Source organism: Paracoccus sp. SMMA_5_TC, from assembly GCF_009696685.2.
Lineage (GTDB): Bacteria > Pseudomonadota > Alphaproteobacteria > Rhodobacterales > Rhodobacteraceae > Paracoccus.
Genome location: NZ_CP102355.1, coordinates 772,088 through 787,294 on the forward strand (window position 1 = coordinate 772,088; position 15,207 = coordinate 787,294).

Sequence of the window (15,207 nt, forward strand, 5' to 3'; positions counted from 1 at the left end):
TGTGAACGGGCCTCGGCTTTGGCAGGCTGGCGCGCATGATGCTGCTGCGCCGACTACCCTGCCTGATCGCCGCCCTGGTTCTGGGCGCGGGCGCGCTGTCGGCGCAGGTCAGCGAATTTCCCGCCCCGCAGGGTGGGACGCGGGTGCTGTCGATCTATTCCTCGCTGGACGACGATCTGGCCGCGCCGTTGATCGCCGCCTTCCAGGCCGAATATCCGCAGATCACGGTGCATTATGAAAACCTGCTGACCACCGAATTGCACGACCGTATCGTTGCCGAAACCCTGGCCGGCGGCGGCACGGCGGACCTGGCATTTTCCTCGGCCATGGACCTGCAGGTCAAGCTGGCAAACGACGGCTTTGCCCAAAGCGTGCGCACGCCCCAGACCGACGACTGGCCAGCCTGGGCCAACTGGCGCGACACCGCCTATGCGCTGACCTTCGAGCCGGCGGTCTTTGCCTATCACAAGCCCAGTTTCGCCGGGCGCGAGCCGCCGGCGACCCGCGCCGACCTGATGCGCTGGTTGGCCGATCACCCCGATCAGGCGAAGGGCCGTATCGGTACCTATGATGTGGCGCGATCGGGCGTTGGCTATCTGTTCCTGGCCCGCGATCAGGAACTGTATCCGGCGATCTGGTCGGTGGTCGCGGCCATGGGCCGGGCGGGGGTGCAGCAATTCGCCACCTCGGCCGAGTTGCTCGAACGCATCGGCGACGGTCGGCTGGCCCTGGGCTACAACCTCTTGGGATCCTATGCGGCGGAATGGTCGCGCCGCAATCCCGATGTGGGCGTGATCCTGCCGCGCGACTTCACCGTGGTGGTGTCGCGGGTGGCTGTGGTGCCGACGGCGGCGCGCGAACCGGACCTTGGCGCGGCATTCCTGGGCTTTCTGATGTCCGCGCCCGGTCAGCGGCTGCTGTCACAGACGCTGCGCCTGTCGGCCGTCAGCCTCGAGGTCGCCGGCCAGTCCGATCCAGCCGGCGGCATGCAGGACCTGGCCGGGCTGCGGCTGAAGCCGGTGCCGGTCAGCCCCGGGCTGCTGGCCTATCTGGACCAGGCGACGCGGGCGCGGCTGTTGGCGCGCTGGAACCGGGCCCTGGCCGGCCGCTAAGCCCGCCCCGCAGCGCCGCCCCCCGCCGCAGAATTTCCCCCGACATGTCAGGTCCGCGTCAGCTTTCTGTGCTGGAAATGGCGCAGGGACCGTTACCGGCCCAAGGAGGAGCGCCCGAGATCCCCCCGATCCGGGCCGAGGACACGATCACAACAAGACCCGGACCGCATTGCCGGTCCCTGCGGAGGAGCATCATGAAACATCTGATTCTGGCCAGCCTGTTCGCCGGCGCCATCGCCCTGCCGGCCATGGCCGATTACACCATCATCGCCCCGGCCAACCCCGGCGGCGGCTGGGACCAGACCGCCCGCACCATGCAGACGGTGATGCAAGAGGAAGGCATCTCGAAATCGGTGCAGGTCCAGAACGTGCCCGGCGCCGGCGGCACCATCGGCCTGGCGCAGTTCGCCAGCCAGAACAAGGGCAATCCCGATGCGCTGATCGTCGGCGGCTATGTCATGGTCGGCGCCATCCTGACCAACAATTCGCCCGTCTCGCTGAAGGATGTGACCCCGATTGCCCGCCTGACCGGCGAATACGAGGCGATCGTGGTGCCGGCCGCTTCGCCGATCAAGGACATTCAGGGGCTGATCGATGCGCTCAAGGCCGATCCGGGCGCGGTCAGCTGGGCCGGCGGTTCGGCCGGCGGCACCGATCATATCGCGGTCGGGCTGATCGCCAAGGCCGCGGGCGTCGATCCGACCAAGATCAACTATATCGCCTATTCCGGCGGCGGCGAGGCGCTGGCCGCGATCCTGGGCAACCAGGTCACCGCCGGCGTGTCGTCGCTGGGCGAATTCGAGGCCCAGGTCAAGGCCGGCACCCTGCGGCTGCTGGCCACCACCGCCCCCGCCCCGATCGAGGGCGTCGAGGCCCCGACCCTGAAAGAGGCCGGGCTGGATGTCGAACTGCAGAACTGGCGCATGGTCGCCGCCGCGCCCGGCCTTAGCGACGAACAAAAGGCCAAGATCAGCGCCGACATCGAAAAGATGGTGAAGTCCGAGGCCTGGCAGAAGCAGCTGGCCGACAAGGGCTGGATGGACACCTATCTGGCCGGGCCGGAGTTCGACGCCCAGCTTGAGGAAGATGTCGAGGCCACCAGCGCCATCCTCAAGGACATCGGACTGGTGAAATGAACCAGCCGCAACCGCAATCCCGGCGCCGCCCCGATGTGGCGGCGCTGGCCGTGGCGCTGGGGCTGCTGGCGATCGGCGGGCTGATGCTTTGGGACAGCGCGCGGCTGGCCGATCTGGGCGGCTATTCCGGCGTCGGACCGGCCAGCGTGCCCCGCGTCGTGGGCCTTGGCCTGATGGCACTGGCGGCCTGGACCGCGCTCGAGGCCTGGCGCGGCGAGTTTCCCGAACGCCCGGCGCAAGACCCGGTGCCGGTGCTGTGGATCGTCGCCGGGCTGGCGCTGCAACTGATGCTGCTGAAGCTGGCGGGGTTCTCGATCGCCACCGGCATCCTGTTCGCGCTGACCGCGCGCGCCTTTGGCAAGCGCAACCTGGCACTGACCCTGCCCTTGGGCATCCTTTTCGCCTTTGCGGTCTGGGTGGTGTTCTCGCAACTGCTGATGCTGCATCTGCCCGCAGGGCCGCTCGAGCAGCTGTTCTTTGCCGGGGGCTAGGTCATGGGCGCAGTGGATTTCCTGATGCAGGGCCTGGCCACCGCGGCCGAGCCGATGATGCTGCTTTATGCGCTGATCGGGGTGACGCTGGGCACCGCGGTCGGGGTTCTGCCCGGCATCGGCCCGGCGCTGACGGTGGCGCTGCTGTTGCCGGTGACCTACCGGCTGGACCCGGCCGGCTCGCTCATCATGTTCGCCGGCATCTATTACGGCGGCATGTATGGCGGCTCGACCACCTCGATCCTGCTGAACACGCCGGGCGAAAGCGCCTCGATCATCACCGCGCTGGAAGGCAACAAGATGGCCCGCAAGGGCCGCGGCGGCCCGGCACTGGCGACGGCGGCCATCGGCAGTTTCGTGGCCGGGCTGATCGCCACCTTGCTGCTGGCGTTCCTGGCGCCCTGGATCGTGCGGGTCGCGCTGGTCTTTGGCCCGCGCGAATATTTCGCGCTGATGGTGCTGGCCTTCGTCACCGTCTCTGCCGCCTTCGGCGATTCGGCGCTGCGCGGGTTGACATCGTTGTTCCTGGGGCTGGCGCTGGCCTGCGTGGGCATCGACCAGCTTTCGGGCCAGGCGCGGCTGTCCTTTGGCGTGCCCGATCTGCTGGACGGGATCGAGGTGACGACCATGGCCGTCGCCATGTTCGCCGTGGGCGAGGCGCTGTTCATCGCCGGCCAGCGCGGTGCGCCCGAGGGCGAGGTGACGGCGGTCAAGGGCTCGGTCTGGATGACCCGCCGCGACTGGGCGCGGTCGTGGAAGCCCTGGCTGCGCGGCACCGCCATCGGCTTTCCCATCGGCGCCATGCCGGCGGGCGGCGCCGAAATCGGCACCTTCCTGTCCTATGCCACTGAAAAGAAGCTGAGCCAGCACCCCGAGGAGTTCGGCCATGGCGCCATCGAGGGCGTCGCCGGACCCGAGGCCGCCAACAACGCCAGCGCCGCCGGCACGCTGGTGCCGCTGTTGACGTTGGGGCTGCCGACATCCGCCACTGCGGCGATCATGCTGGCAGGGTTCCAGCAGTTCGGCCTGCAACCGGGGCCGCTGCTGTTTGCCACCAACCCCACCCTGGTCTGGGGGCTGATCGCTTCGCTGCTGATCGCCAATGCCATGCTGCTGGTGCTGAACCTGCCGCTGATCGGGTTGTGGGTGAAGCTGCTCACGGTGCCCAAGCCCTGGCTTTATGCCGGCATCCTGCTGTTCGCGACCCTGGGCACCATCGGCGCCAATCCTTCGGCCTTTGAACTGGGGATGCTGCTGGGCTTTGGCGTCTTGGGCTATGGGATGCGGCTTTTCGGCTATCCGATCGCGCCGATCGTCGTCGGGCTGATCCTGGGGCCAATGGCCGAACAGCAGCTGCGCCGGGCCTTGTCGATCAGCCAGGGCGACTGGACCACCCTGGTGCAATCGCCGCTGGCGGCAGCATTGCTGGGTCTGGCGGCGCTGGCGCTGATCGTGCCGCTGATCCTGCGCGCCCGCGGCAAGGGCGAGGTGCTGAGCCAACTGGCCGGCGACGAGGACTGAGCCGACCCGACCCGCCACCTGCGGCCGCCATGTCCCCGGGGCATGGCGGCCTTGCCATCTTTGGCGGTTGTGCGGCGGCCACCTGTTACCAGATTCAGGGCAGAAGAAAGGGGCCGGATCGCCCGGCCCGAAGCCAAGGAACCTGCCATGACCCGCGCCTATCGCCGCATCGTTTCGACCATCGGCCTGATGCAGTCCGCCATTGCCGCCGCCGCGGCCACCCGCGCCCACCGCATGCCGCGCCGCGACGATCTGGCCCGGCTGGGCATCGACGCCGAGCGTTTCGCCAGCATCCGCCTGTAAACATTCGGCCGGTTCAGGCGGCGGCAGGGGCCATCTGCACGCCGCTGATTTCGGCTGTCGCCACCAACCCGGCCACGAATTGCCGGCTGGCCGCAACCCAGGCCGCCTTTTCCCGCGCCGCGCGCAATTGCGGCAGCACGGCGGCAAAGGGCAGAACCTCGCCCGCAGCCCGCGCATCCAGCCGGATCAGGTGCAGCCCGTAGCGGGTTTCGACCGGCTGGGAAATCTCGCCCTCGGTCAGGCTGGCCAGGGCCGCCTCGAATTCCGGCACCGTATCGCCCGAGGACAGTTGCCCCAGCAGCCCGCCCTGGCTGCGGGACGAACAGGCGCTGTGTCGCGCCGCCAGTTGCGCCCAGCGCCCGGGATCCTTTCGCAACTCCTCCAACACCCGCATCGCCGCCGCGCGCGCGCGCTGCTGGGCAGCGGCATCGTCGGGTGCGGCCGCGAACAGGATATGCGCGGCCTCGTAAAGCGCGGGGGCGCGAAAGCGCTCGGGATGGGCCTGGTAATGCGCCAGCAGCGCCGCCTCGTCCACGGGTTCGGGAATCACCGCCTGTTCCAGCAATTGCCGGATCAATGCCTCGTCCTCGGTTTCCCATTGCCCGGGTGCAAGTTCGGCGGGCTCGGGCGCGATGCCGCGCGCCCGGGCCTGTTGCAAAAGGATCTCGCGCAGCACCAGGGCGCGGGCCGCCGCGCGCCAGGCCAGGCCCGGCTTGCCCGGCGGCGCGGGATGGTTCTGCGCCTCGGCGGCGATGCGTTCGGGGGCGATGGCGATGCCATTGACGCTGACCGGCGGCAGCAGCGGTTGCGGGGTCTGCATGGTCATTCCCCCGGGCCGCGCGTCAGCGCCAGATCATGGGCCGCGACCCGCTGCGCCAGCGCCTCGCGCGCCGCCACGTCCCCCGGCAGCGGGTTCAGACCCACCCCGGCCCTGGCCCCGCGCTTGCTGCGCACGATCTGATAGCCGGGCCGCCACAGATAGCGCAGCGGCGCCGACAGCATGTGCACCAGCCGGGTAAAGGGAAACAGCAGGAAGATGGTCAGACCCAGCACCAGATGCAGCTTGAATATCCAGTGCACGCCCTGAAGATGCCCGGCCGGATCGGGACCGAAATAGGCGATCGCCTGCGCCCAGTTCATCAGCCGGATCATCTCGTGCCCGTCCAGATGCCCGGCGGAAACCGGAATGGTCAGAAGCCCCAGCACCAGCTGGACCATCAGCAGGATCAGGATGCCGGTATCGGCCAGGGTGGAATTGGCGCGGATGCGCGGATCGACCAGACGGCGATGCAGCAGGATCGCCCCGCCCACCAGCGCCATCAACCCGGCAATGCCACCTGCTGTCATCGCCAGGATCTGCTTGGCCCCATGGCTGATGCCCAGCGCATCGAATACCGCGACCGGCGTCAGCAGGCCGACCAGATGGCCGAACAGGATGAACAGCACGCCGACATGGAACAGGACCGAACCCAGCACGAACTGGCGGCGGCGCAGCAGCTGGCTCGAGGACGATTTCCAGCTGAACGGCGCCAGCTCATAGCGCAGGACCGAGCCCAGCACCATGACGGCGATGGCGATATAGGGAAATACGCCGAACAGGAAATGATGCATCTGATCCTCCTTAGCGGGCGGGGGTGGACGGGGTGTCGATGCGGGCCAGCAGGTCGCGGCTGACCGGGCAACCGGCGTTCGGATCGGGGCCGAAGGTGACCTGTGCCTCGGCCCAGGCGGCATCCAGCGCAGCGAGATCCTCGGGGTCGTCGTCAGGCTCTGCCAAGAGCGGCGCCACCTCGGGGGTGTCGGGATCGGCCTCGGCCAGGGCCACCAGGGCCTCGAACACCGCCGCATAGGGCGAATGGCGCCGGGTCAACCGTTCGGCCAGCGCCAGCAGGATGTGACCGGCGCCTTGCAGGATGTCGCGCGCCTCGGCCAGGGGGCGCTGGGACAGGTATTCCAGCAGCACCGGCAGATGGTCGGGCAGTTCCGGCCCGGTCAGGTCGAAGCCGCCGGCGCGATAGGTTTCCAAGAGGTCGACCATCGCGCCGCCGCGGTCGCGGCTTTCGCCATGGACATGCTCGAACAGGTTCAGCGACAGCGTGCGCGACCGGTCGAACAGCAGCACATAGCGTTCCTGCAGATCGACCAGATCATCCTGGCGCAACTGCGCCAGCAGCGGCTCGAGCGCGGCGAGCCGACGCGGGCCGATCAGGCCTTCGGCCCGCAGGACCGCGTCGATCGCGTCGGCGGCCGCCTGAAGCTCGACCGAGGGATAGCCCAGCAGCGCCGACATTGCCTTGAACGTCCTCATGCGATGAACTCCTGCGGGCTGCGGAACTTCTTGCCGGAAAACAGCTTGGCGGTGCTGTGCCCGGACGAGCAGCCGTTGCCGTCGGTAAAGCCGCAGCCGCCGCGCAGGTCATAGGCGTCCTCGACCAGTTCGCGGTGGGTGGTGGGGATGACAAAACGATCCTCGTAATTGGCGATGGCCAGCAGCTGATACATCTCGTCGATCTGCTGCGGCGTCAGGCCGACGCGCTTGGCCACGCCCAGGTTCACAACCCCGTCGACGGTTTTCGAGCGCATGAAGCTGCGCATGGCCAGCATCCGTTCCAGCGCCGCCGCCACCGGCACCTCGTCGCCGGCGGTCAGCATGTTGGCCAGATAGCGCAGGGGAATGCGCAGGCTGCGGACATCGGGCATGTCGTCCTGGGCGGCGATGCGGCCGGCCTCGGCCGCGTTCTGGATCGGCGACAGCGGCGGCACATACCAGACCATCGGCAGGGTGCGGTATTCGGGATGCAGCGGGAAGGCGATCTTCCATTCCATCGCCATCTTCCAGATCGGGCTGTTCTGCGCGCCGCGGATCCAGTCCTCGGGGATGCCTTCGGCGCGGGCGGCCGCGATGACCTGCGGATCATGCGGGTCCAGGAACACCCCCAGCTGCGCCTGATACAGCGTGCGTTCGGATTCGACCGCCGCCGCCTCGGCGATGCGGTCGGCGTCGTAAAGCATCACCCCCAGATAGCGGATGCGGCCGACGCAGGTTTCCGAACAGACCGTGGGCTGGCCGCTTTCCAGCCGCGGATAGCACAGGATGCATTTTTCCGATTTGCCGGTGGACCAGTTGTAATAGATCTTCTTGTAGGGGCAGCCCGACACGCACATCCGCCAGCCCCGGCATTTTTCCTGGTCGATCAGCACCACGCCGTCGTCCTCGCGCTTGTAGATCGCCCCCGAGGGGCACGAGGCGACGCAGGCCGGGTTCAGGCAGTGTTCGCACAGCCGCGGCAGATACATCATGAAGGTGTTTTCGTATTCGCCGTAGATGTCCTTCTGCACGCCCTCGAAGTTGTAATCCTGGCTGCGCTTGGCGAATTCGCCGCCCAGGATCTCTTCCCAGTTCGGGCCCCATTCGATCTTTTCCATCCGCTCGCCGCTGATCTTCGAGCGCGGCCGCGCGGTCGGGAAGGCCTGCATCTCGGGCGCGGATTTCAGGTGGTCATAGTCGAAATCGAAGGGCTCGTAGAAATCGTCGATCTCGGGCAGGTCGGGGTTGGCGAAGATATTGGCCAGGATGCGCCATTTGCCGCCCTGACGCGGTTGCAGATGGCCGGCGCGGTTGCGGCTCCAGCCGCCCTTCCAGCGCTTCTGGTTTTCCCAGTCCTTGGGATAGCCGATGCCGGGCTTGGTCTCGACGTTGTTGAACCAGGCGTATTCGACCCCCTCGCGCGAGGTCCAGACGTTCTTGCAGGTGACCGAACAGGTGTGACAGCCGATGCACTTGTCCAGGTTCAGCACCATGCCGATTTGCGCACGCACTTTCATTCCGCTGCCTCCGGGATTTGGGTTGCGGGCTGGTCCATCCAGTCCACCCGCGACAGTTTGCGCACGATGACGAATTCATCGCGGTTGGCGCCGACGGTGCCGTAATAGTTGAAACCGTAGGACAGCTGGCCATAGCCGCCGATCATATGCGTGGGTTTGGGCACGATCCGGGTTACCGAATTGTGGATGCCGCCGCGCAGGCCGGTCACCACGCTGCCGGGGGTGTTCACGATCTTCTCCTGGGCGTGATACATGAACATGCTGCCTTCGCGGATGCGCTGGCTGACCACGGCGCGGGCGGTGATGGCGCCGTTCTGGTTGAACACCTCGACCCAGTCGTTGTCGACAAGGCCGGCGGCGCGGGCGTCGGTTTCGGAAATCCACACCACCGGCCCGCCGCGGTTCAGCGTCAGCATCAGCAGGTTGTCGGTATAGGTCGAATGGATGCCCCATTTCTGGTGCGGGGTCAGGAAGTTCAGCACCACATGCTTTTCCCCCGCCGCCAGCGCCCGTGTCGCCTGCGGTCCCAGCGTCTTGAGATCCAGCGGCGGCCGCCAGGTGACGAATGCCTCGCCAAAGGCGCGCATCCATTCGTGGTCCTGGTAAAGCTGCTGGCGGCCGCTGAGCGTGCGCCAGGGGATCAGCTCGTGCACATTGGTCCAGCCGGCGTTGTAACAGACCTCTTCGCTTTCGATGCCCGACCAGGTGGGGCTGCTGATGATCTTGCGCGGCTGGGCGGCGATGTCGCGGAAGCGGATCTTTTCGTCCTCCTTGACCTCAGCGAGGTGCTTGTGATCGCGCCCGGTGGCCTTTGACAAAGCCTGCCAAGCCTTGACGGCCACCTCGCCGTTGGTTTCGGGGGCCAGCATCAGCACCACCTCGGCCGCGTCGATGGCGGTCTCGATGCGGGCCATGCCCTGGGTGGGCAGGTCGCCGGTCACGGTGCCGTTCAGCGCCCGCAGATGCGCGACCTCGTGGCCGGTTTCCCAGCTGATGCCCTTGCCGCCGTTGCCCAGCTTTTCCATCAGCGGGCCCAGCGCGGTGAAGCGGTTGTAAAGGTTGGGATAGTCCCGCGTCACCTCGATATAGGCGGGGGCGGTGCGGCCGGGGATCAGCGGGCACTGGCCGCGTTTCCAGTCGGCGACCTGGGGCTGCATGACCTCGGACGGGCTGTCGTGCTGCAGGGGCAGCTGCACGACATCGGTTTCCACGCCCAGCACCTCGGGGGCAATTTCGGAAAACTTGCGGGCGATCGACTTGAAGATTTCCCAGTCCGATTTCGATTCGTAGGCCGGATCCACCGCCGCCTGCAGCGGATGGATGAAGGGATGCATGTCCGAGGTGTTCAGGTCGTCCTTTTCATACCAGCTGGCGGTCGGCAGCACGATGTCGGCATAGACGGCGGTGGTGGACATGCGAAAGTCGATGGTCACCAGCAGGTCCAGCTTGCCTTCCGGGGCGCGATCATGCCAGACCGCCTCGACCGGCTTCACCCCGCCCTGTTCGCCCAGATCCTTGCCCTGGATGCCGTGATCGGTGCCCAGCAGATGGCGCAGGAAATATTCGTGCCCCTTGCCCGACGATCCCAGCAGGTTCGACCGCCAGACGAACAGGTTGCGCGGCCAGTTTTCCGGCGCATCCGGATCCTCGCAGGACATCTGCAAGGCGCCGGATTGCAGCTCGCGGGCGACATATTCGGCCACCGGGATGCCTTCGGCGCGGGCGCGGCGGCCGACCTCGAGCGGGTTGGTGCGCAGCTGCGGCGCCGAGGGCAGCCAGCCCATGCGTTCGGCGCGGATGTTGCAGTCGATCAGGCTCAGCCCGTCCCAGTCGCCGCGCGGCGCGGTCGGCGACAGGATTTCCGATGGCCGCACGGTTTCATAGCGCCACTGGTCGGTATGGGCATACCAGGCGCTGGTCGAATTCATGTGCCGCGGCGGCCGCGCCCAGTCGAGCGCAAAGGCCAGCGCGGTCCAGCCGGTCTGCGGGCGCAGCTTTTCCTGGCCCACGTAATGCGCCCAGCCGCCGCCCGACTGGCCGACGCAGCCGCACATCACCAGCATGTTGATGACCGCGCGATAGTTCATGTCCATGTGGAACCAGTGGTTCATCGCCGCGCCGATGATGACCATGGACCGTCCGCGGGTCTTTTCGGCATTGGCGGCGAATTCCCGCGCCACCTGGATGATGCGGTCGCGCCGCACCCCGGTGATGCGTTCGGCCCAGGCCGGGGTAAAGGGCACGTCATCGTCATAGCTGCGCGCGACATGCTGACCGCCCAGGCCGCGGTCCAGGCTGTAGTTGGCGCACAGCAGGTCGAATACGGTGGCCACCAGCACCTGCTGGCCATCGGCCAGGGTCATGCGCCGCGCCGGGACGTTGCGGGTCAGCACCTGGCCGCGGTCGTCGACGACAAAGCCGTTGCTGGCGGCACCGCCGAACCAGGGGAAATCGACCCCGACCACCTCGTCGTGATCTTCGTCCAGCACCAGGCTCATCTTGGGCCGGATCTCGCGGTCGCCGGCGCGCGGTTCCAGGTTCCAGCGCCCCTGTTCGCCCCAGCGAAAGCCGATCGAGCCGTTGGGCACCACCACCTGGCCCGAGATCTCGTCCAGGGCCACGGTTTTCCATTCGGGATTGTTGTCCTGGCCCAGGGCGCCGTCGAAATCGCTGGCGCGCAACTGCCGGCCCGGCACCAGCCGGCCATCCTGTTCGTCAAGCCGCACCAGCATCGGCATGTCGGTATAGCGGCGGCAGTAATCCTCGAAATATTCGGCCTGCCGGTCCAGATGGAATTCGCGCAAGATGACATGGCCAAAGGCCATGCCGATGGCGGCATCGGTGCCCTGCTTGGCGTTCAGCCAGATGTCGGCGAATTTCGCGGCCTCGGAATAGTCCGGGCAGATCACCGCCGATTTCGTGCCCTTGTAGCGCACCTCGGTATAGAAATGCGCGTCAGGGGTGCGGGTCTGCGGCACGTTCGAGCCCCACAGGATCAGATAGCCGGCATTGTACCAATCGGCCGATTCCGGCACGTCGGTCTGTTCGCCCCAGGTCTGCGGGCTGGCCGGCGGCAGGTCGCAATACCAGTCATAGAACGACATGCAGGTGCCGCCCAGCAAGGACAGGTAGCGCGTGCCGGCGGCATAGGAAATCATCGACATGGCCGGGATCGGCGAAAAGCCGAAAACCCGGTCGGGCCCGTATTTCTGCGCCGTATAGGCATTGGCCGCGGCGACGATTTCGGTCGCCTCGTCCCAGCTGGCGCGCACGAAGCCGCCCTTGCCGCGGATGCGGGTATAGCTGTCGCGGGCGGCGGGATCGTCCTGGATCGCCCGCCAGGCCGCGACGGGCGACAGGGTCTTGCGCTTTTCGCGCCACAGCCGCATCAGCCGGCCGCGGATCAGCGGCGTTTTCACCCGGTTGGCGCTATACAGATACCAGCTGTAGCTGGCACCACGGGCGCAGCCGCGCGGCTCGTGGTTGGGCAGGTCAGGCCGGGTGCGGGGATAGTCGGTCTGCTGGGTTTCCCAGGTCACGATGCCCGACTTGACATAGATCTTCCAGGAACAGGATCCGGTGCAGTTCACCCCATGGGTCGAGCGCACGACCTTGTCGTGGCGCCAGCGCGCGCGATAGGTGTCCTCCCAGTCGCGGTTCTCGATGGTGGTCTGGCCGTGCCCGTCGGCAAAGCTGTCCTGACGCAGGGGGCGCAGAAAGTTCAGGCGGTCCAGAAGATGGCTCATGGCGATATCCGTTCGCTGGTTCCGGCAGGGGCGGCGATGGCCGCGCCCGCGTGTTCGATGTCATGCAGCAGGCCGCCGCGGCGGGTGTAGACACCCCAGGTCACCGCAAGGCACAGCAGGTAAAAGGCCAGGAAGCCCCAAAGCGCCGGTCCGGCACCGCCGGTCAGCTGGATAGAGCTGCCGAAGGCCTTGGGGATGAAAAAGCCGCCATAGCCGCCGATCGCGGCGGTAAAGGCGACGATGGCCGCCGATTCGCGTTCGGCGTGGCGGCGACGCTCTTCAGGGTCGGCATCGGGGTAAAGCCGCGCGACCTCCTTGCGCATGATCACCGGGATCATCTGGAAGGTCGAGGAATTGCCCACCCCCGAAAAGAAGAACAGCGCCAGGAAGCCGGCAAAGAACAGCAGGAACGATCCCAGGGCCAGCCCCTGCAGGATCACCAGGACCGAGCCGATCATGCCGATGAACACCCAGATCGTGACCCGGCCGCCGCCCACACGGTCGGCCAGCCAACCGCTGCCTGCCCGGCTGAGCGCGCCGATCAGCGGCCCCAGGAAGGCGTAGTTGAGCGCGTTCACCTGTGGAAACGCCAGCTTGGTCAGCATCGGGAACGCCGCGGAATAGCCGATGAAGCTGCCGAAGGTGCCGACATACAGCAGGCACATGATCCAGTTGTGCCGGCGGCGAAAGATCACCGCCTGCTCCTTGAAGCTGGCGCGGGCATCGGCGATGTCGTTCATCCCCAGCCAGGCCGCGACGGTCGATGCCAGGATAAAGGGCACCCAGATGAACCCGGCGTTCTGCATCCAGACCTGGCCACCATCGGACAGGGTCTGCGGCGCGCCGCCCAGGGCGCCGAACACCCCCATGGTGATCACCAGAGGCACCACGAACTGCATCAGCGAGACGCCAAGGTTGCCCAGCCCCGCATTCAGCGCCATGGCATTGCCTTTCTCGGACCGCGGGAAGAAATAGCCGATATTGGCCATCGAGGACGAGAAATTGCCCCCGCCCAAGCCGCACAGCAGCGCCAGCACCACAAAGATCAGATAGGGTGTTTCGGGATTTTGCACCGCGTAACCCATGCCCAGCGCCGGCACCAGCAGCGATGCGGTGGTCAGCGTGGTCCACAGCCGCCCGCCAAAGATCGGCACCATGAAGCTGTAGAAGATGCGCAGCGTCGCCCCCGACAGCGCCGGCAGCGCCGCCAGCCAGAACAGCTGATCCTGGGTGAACTGGAATCCGATCGCGGGCAGGCGGGCGATGACCACCGACCACACCATCCAGACGGCAAAGGCCAGGACCAGCGCCGGAATCGACAGCCACAGGTTGCGCCGTGCCACTTTCCGGCCGGTGTGTTCCCAGAACACCGGATCCTCGGGGCGCCAGTCCTCGATCACCCGCGGCATCTCGGTGACGCCGGGGCGGTGGATTTCGGCCAGTTCGGGCAGGCTGGGCAGCCGGTCCAGCGCCGCGCCCTGGGCACGCCGTTCCATCACCCGGATGGCGCCATGCATCCAGGCCAGCGAGACCACCGCCACCGCCAGCAGCAGCGCAAAGCACGAGGTATAGACCCCAGTCAGATCCAGCAGCGCGCCGAAGGCGATGGGCAGCACGAAGCCACCAAGACCGCCGATCATGCCGACAAGGCCGCCGACCGCGCCCACATGCTGCGGATAATAGACCGGGATGTGCTTGAACACCGCCGCCTTGCCCAGGCTCATGAAGAACCCAAGCGCAAACAGCGTGATCACAAAGGGCCACAGCCCCATGCTGGTGGAAAAGGCGATGGCGCCGTCCTTGCCATGGATGACGTAATCTGTCGGCGGATAGGACAGCATGAACAGGAACAGCGACGAAAAGCCAAAGGTCCAGTACATCACCCGCCGGGCGCCGAACCGATCCGACAGGGCGCCGCCATAGGCGCGAAAGACGCTGGCCGCCAGGCTGAACGCCGCCGCCGCCATGCCGGCGGTGCGCACGTCGACACCATAGACCGCGATCAGGTAATGCGGCAGCCACAAGGCCAGCGCCACGAAACCGCCAAAGACAAAGAAATAATACAGCGAGAACCGCCAGACCTGCAGCTTGCGCAGCGGCGCGAACTGTTCTGCGAGGCTGGGTGGTGCCAGACCGCGGGCACGGCGTTCAGCAAATTCCGGATCATCGCGCGCCAGCAGATAGAACAGAACGCCGGTGGCGGTGATGACCGCTGCCCAGATCGTCGCCACCCCCTGCCAGCCCATAGCCACCAGGACGAATGGCGCCAGAAACTTGGTCACTGCCGCGCCGACATTGCCCATGCCAAAGGTGCCCAGCGCCAGCCCCTGGCGTTCGGCCGGAAACCATTTCGACACATAGGCAACGCCGATGATGAAGGAACCGCCGGCCAGGCCGACGCCCAACGCCGCCAGCAGGAAGGAGACATAGCTGTTTGCCAGTGTCAGCGCATAGGTCGCCAGGCCTGTCAGGATCATCTGCAGCGAAAACACCAGCCGACCGCCGTAGCGCTCGGTCCAGACGCCCAGCACCAGCCGGGTCAGCGATCCGGTCAGGATCGGGGTGGCGATCAACAGCCCGTATTGCGATTCAGAGAGGCCCAGCTCGTCCTTGATCGAGATGCCGATGATCGAAAATATGGTCCAGACGGCAAAGCACAGCGTGAAGGACAATGTGCTCAGCCACAATGCGCGCTGCTGGTCGCCTGGGGTCGTGGGGGGGTGGGACATGGTCGTTTGCTCCATGCCGCGATGTCGGATCGCGGTGTCATCCCCAAGCCTGCACATCTGATTTGCAAGAGACTTGATGCAGATCAATCCGGATGCAGAACGCCGTGTTCACGGCGGACAGGATGTCGCAGTCGCCTGCCGACGCGATTGCCGGGATCGGACGGCTTCGGGACAGGCATCACTTGCCTGCACGCGCAGCGCGCAGCTTCCGGATGTAGTGCTCGGCCAGTTCTCTCGACCATGCCCGCCACCTGGCGGAGCAGAACCGCGGCGCGAGCGAGCGCATCGCCCGGCGCAACAGTGCCATTCGTAGCCTCGAGCAGAAGCGGCAGGGGTTTCGCGAC

General features: G+C 66.7%; 11 protein-coding genes. 5 read left to right on the forward strand and 6 right to left on the reverse strand.

Translation table 11 applies throughout. The features are described from left to right. Positions 1 to 35 precede the first annotated feature (35 nt). The 5 genes from GB880_RS03875 to GB880_RS03895 all read left to right on the forward strand — a co-directional run bounded on the left by GB880_RS03875 (position 36) and on the right by GB880_RS03895 (position 4,563). Entirely contained in the window at positions 36 to 1,112 is a 1,077-nt protein-coding gene (locus GB880_RS03875) for an ABC transporter substrate-binding protein (protein ID WP_154550667.1), read from the forward strand. A 194-nt stretch (positions 1,113 to 1,306) separates the two neighbouring features. Next, positions 1,307 to 2,248, forward strand: coding sequence for a Bug family tripartite tricarboxylate transporter substrate binding protein (locus GB880_RS03880; protein ID WP_154493556.1), 942 nt, complete (start codon positions 1,307 to 1,309; stop codon positions 2,246 to 2,248). After that, positions 2,245 to 2,739, forward strand: coding sequence for a tripartite tricarboxylate transporter TctB family protein (locus GB880_RS03885; RefSeq protein ID WP_154493548.1), 495 nt, complete (start codon positions 2,245 to 2,247; stop codon positions 2,737 to 2,739). Before GB880_RS03880 ends, GB880_RS03885 begins: the two co-directional genes overlap by 4 nt. Before the next feature lie 3 nt (positions 2,740 to 2,742). After that, positions 2,743 to 4,260, forward strand: coding sequence for a tripartite tricarboxylate transporter permease (locus GB880_RS03890; RefSeq protein ID WP_154493547.1), 1,518 nt, complete (start codon positions 2,743 to 2,745; stop codon positions 4,258 to 4,260). 147 nt (positions 4,261 to 4,407) lie between these two features. Further along, complete coding sequence (locus GB880_RS03895) at positions 4,408 to 4,563, forward strand: hypothetical protein (RefSeq protein WP_195840835.1); 156 nt, start codon at positions 4,408 to 4,410, stop codon at positions 4,561 to 4,563. A gap of 13 nt (positions 4,564 to 4,576) precedes the next feature. On the opposite strand, the gene GB880_RS03900 is transcribed toward GB880_RS03895, so the two are convergent. Genes GB880_RS03900 through GB880_RS03925 form a run of 6 tightly spaced genes read right to left on the reverse strand, consistent with a single transcriptional unit; the run spans position 4,577 to position 14,863 of the window. Further along, entirely contained in the window at positions 4,577 to 5,389 is an 813-nt protein-coding gene (locus GB880_RS03900; protein WP_229774380.1) for a peptidylprolyl isomerase, read from the reverse strand. After that, on the reverse strand, positions 5,386 to 6,174 hold the full coding sequence (gene narI / locus GB880_RS03905) for a respiratory nitrate reductase subunit gamma (protein WP_154493546.1): 789 nt from the start codon (positions 6,172 to 6,174) through the stop codon (positions 5,386 to 5,388). The genes GB880_RS03900 and narI overlap by 4 nt, the downstream gene beginning before the upstream one ends. 10 nt (positions 6,175 to 6,184) lie before the next feature. Next, positions 6,185 to 6,871: a nitrate reductase molybdenum cofactor assembly chaperone gene (gene narJ / locus GB880_RS03910; RefSeq protein WP_154493545.1), complete on the reverse strand. Its 687-nt coding sequence runs from the start codon at positions 6,869 to 6,871 to the stop codon at positions 6,185 to 6,187. Further along, positions 6,868 to 8,388: a nitrate reductase subunit beta gene (narH, locus tag GB880_RS03915; protein ID WP_154493544.1), complete on the reverse strand. Its 1,521-nt coding sequence runs from the start codon at positions 8,386 to 8,388 to the stop codon at positions 6,868 to 6,870. Before narH ends, narJ begins: the two co-directional genes overlap by 4 nt. Further along, positions 8,385 to 12,134 (reverse strand): nitrate reductase subunit alpha, encoded by a 3,750-nt coding sequence (locus tag GB880_RS03920; protein WP_154493543.1) that lies wholly within the window; start codon positions 12,132 to 12,134, stop codon positions 8,385 to 8,387. Before GB880_RS03920 ends, narH begins: the two co-directional genes overlap by 4 nt. Beyond that, positions 12,131 to 14,863, reverse strand: coding sequence for a nitrate/nitrite transporter (locus tag GB880_RS03925; RefSeq protein WP_154493542.1), 2,733 nt, complete (start codon positions 14,861 to 14,863; stop codon positions 12,131 to 12,133). The genes GB880_RS03920 and GB880_RS03925 overlap by 4 nt, the downstream gene beginning before the upstream one ends. Between the last annotated feature and the right edge of the window lie 344 nt (positions 14,864 to 15,207).

What these genes read in the sequence shown, in the direction of transcription:
- GB880_RS03875 (WP_154550667.1), top strand. Translation starts at nt 36, where the DNA reads ATGATGCTGCTGCGCCGACTACCCTGCCTGATCGCCGCCCTGGTTCTG.
- GB880_RS03925 (WP_154493542.1), bottom strand. Translation starts at nt 14,863, where the DNA reads ATGTCCCACCCCCCCACGACCCCAGGCGACCAGCAGCGCGCATTGTGG.
- GB880_RS03880 (WP_154493556.1), top strand. Translation starts at nt 1,307, where the DNA reads ATGAAACATCTGATTCTGGCCAGCCTGTTCGCCGGCGCCATCGCCCTG.
- GB880_RS03885 (WP_154493548.1), top strand. Translation starts at nt 2,245, where the DNA reads ATGAACCAGCCGCAACCGCAATCCCGGCGCCGCCCCGATGTGGCGGCG.
- GB880_RS03890 (WP_154493547.1), top strand. Translation starts at nt 2,743, where the DNA reads ATGGGCGCAGTGGATTTCCTGATGCAGGGCCTGGCCACCGCGGCCGAG.
- narJ (WP_154493545.1), bottom strand. Translation starts at nt 6,871, where the DNA reads ATGAGGACGTTCAAGGCAATGTCGGCGCTGCTGGGCTATCCCTCGGTC.
- GB880_RS03900 (WP_229774380.1), bottom strand. Translation starts at nt 5,389, where the DNA reads ATGACCATGCAGACCCCGCAACCGCTGCTGCCGCCGGTCAGCGTCAAT.
- narH (WP_154493544.1), bottom strand. Translation starts at nt 8,388, where the DNA reads ATGAAAGTGCGTGCGCAAATCGGCATGGTGCTGAACCTGGACAAGTGC.
- GB880_RS03895 (WP_195840835.1), top strand. Translation starts at nt 4,408, where the DNA reads ATGACCCGCGCCTATCGCCGCATCGTTTCGACCATCGGCCTGATGCAG.
- GB880_RS03920 (WP_154493543.1), bottom strand. Translation starts at nt 12,134, where the DNA reads ATGAGCCATCTTCTGGACCGCCTGAACTTTCTGCGCCCCCTGCGTCAG.
- narI (WP_154493546.1), bottom strand. Translation starts at nt 6,174, where the DNA reads ATGCATCATTTCCTGTTCGGCGTATTTCCCTATATCGCCATCGCCGTC.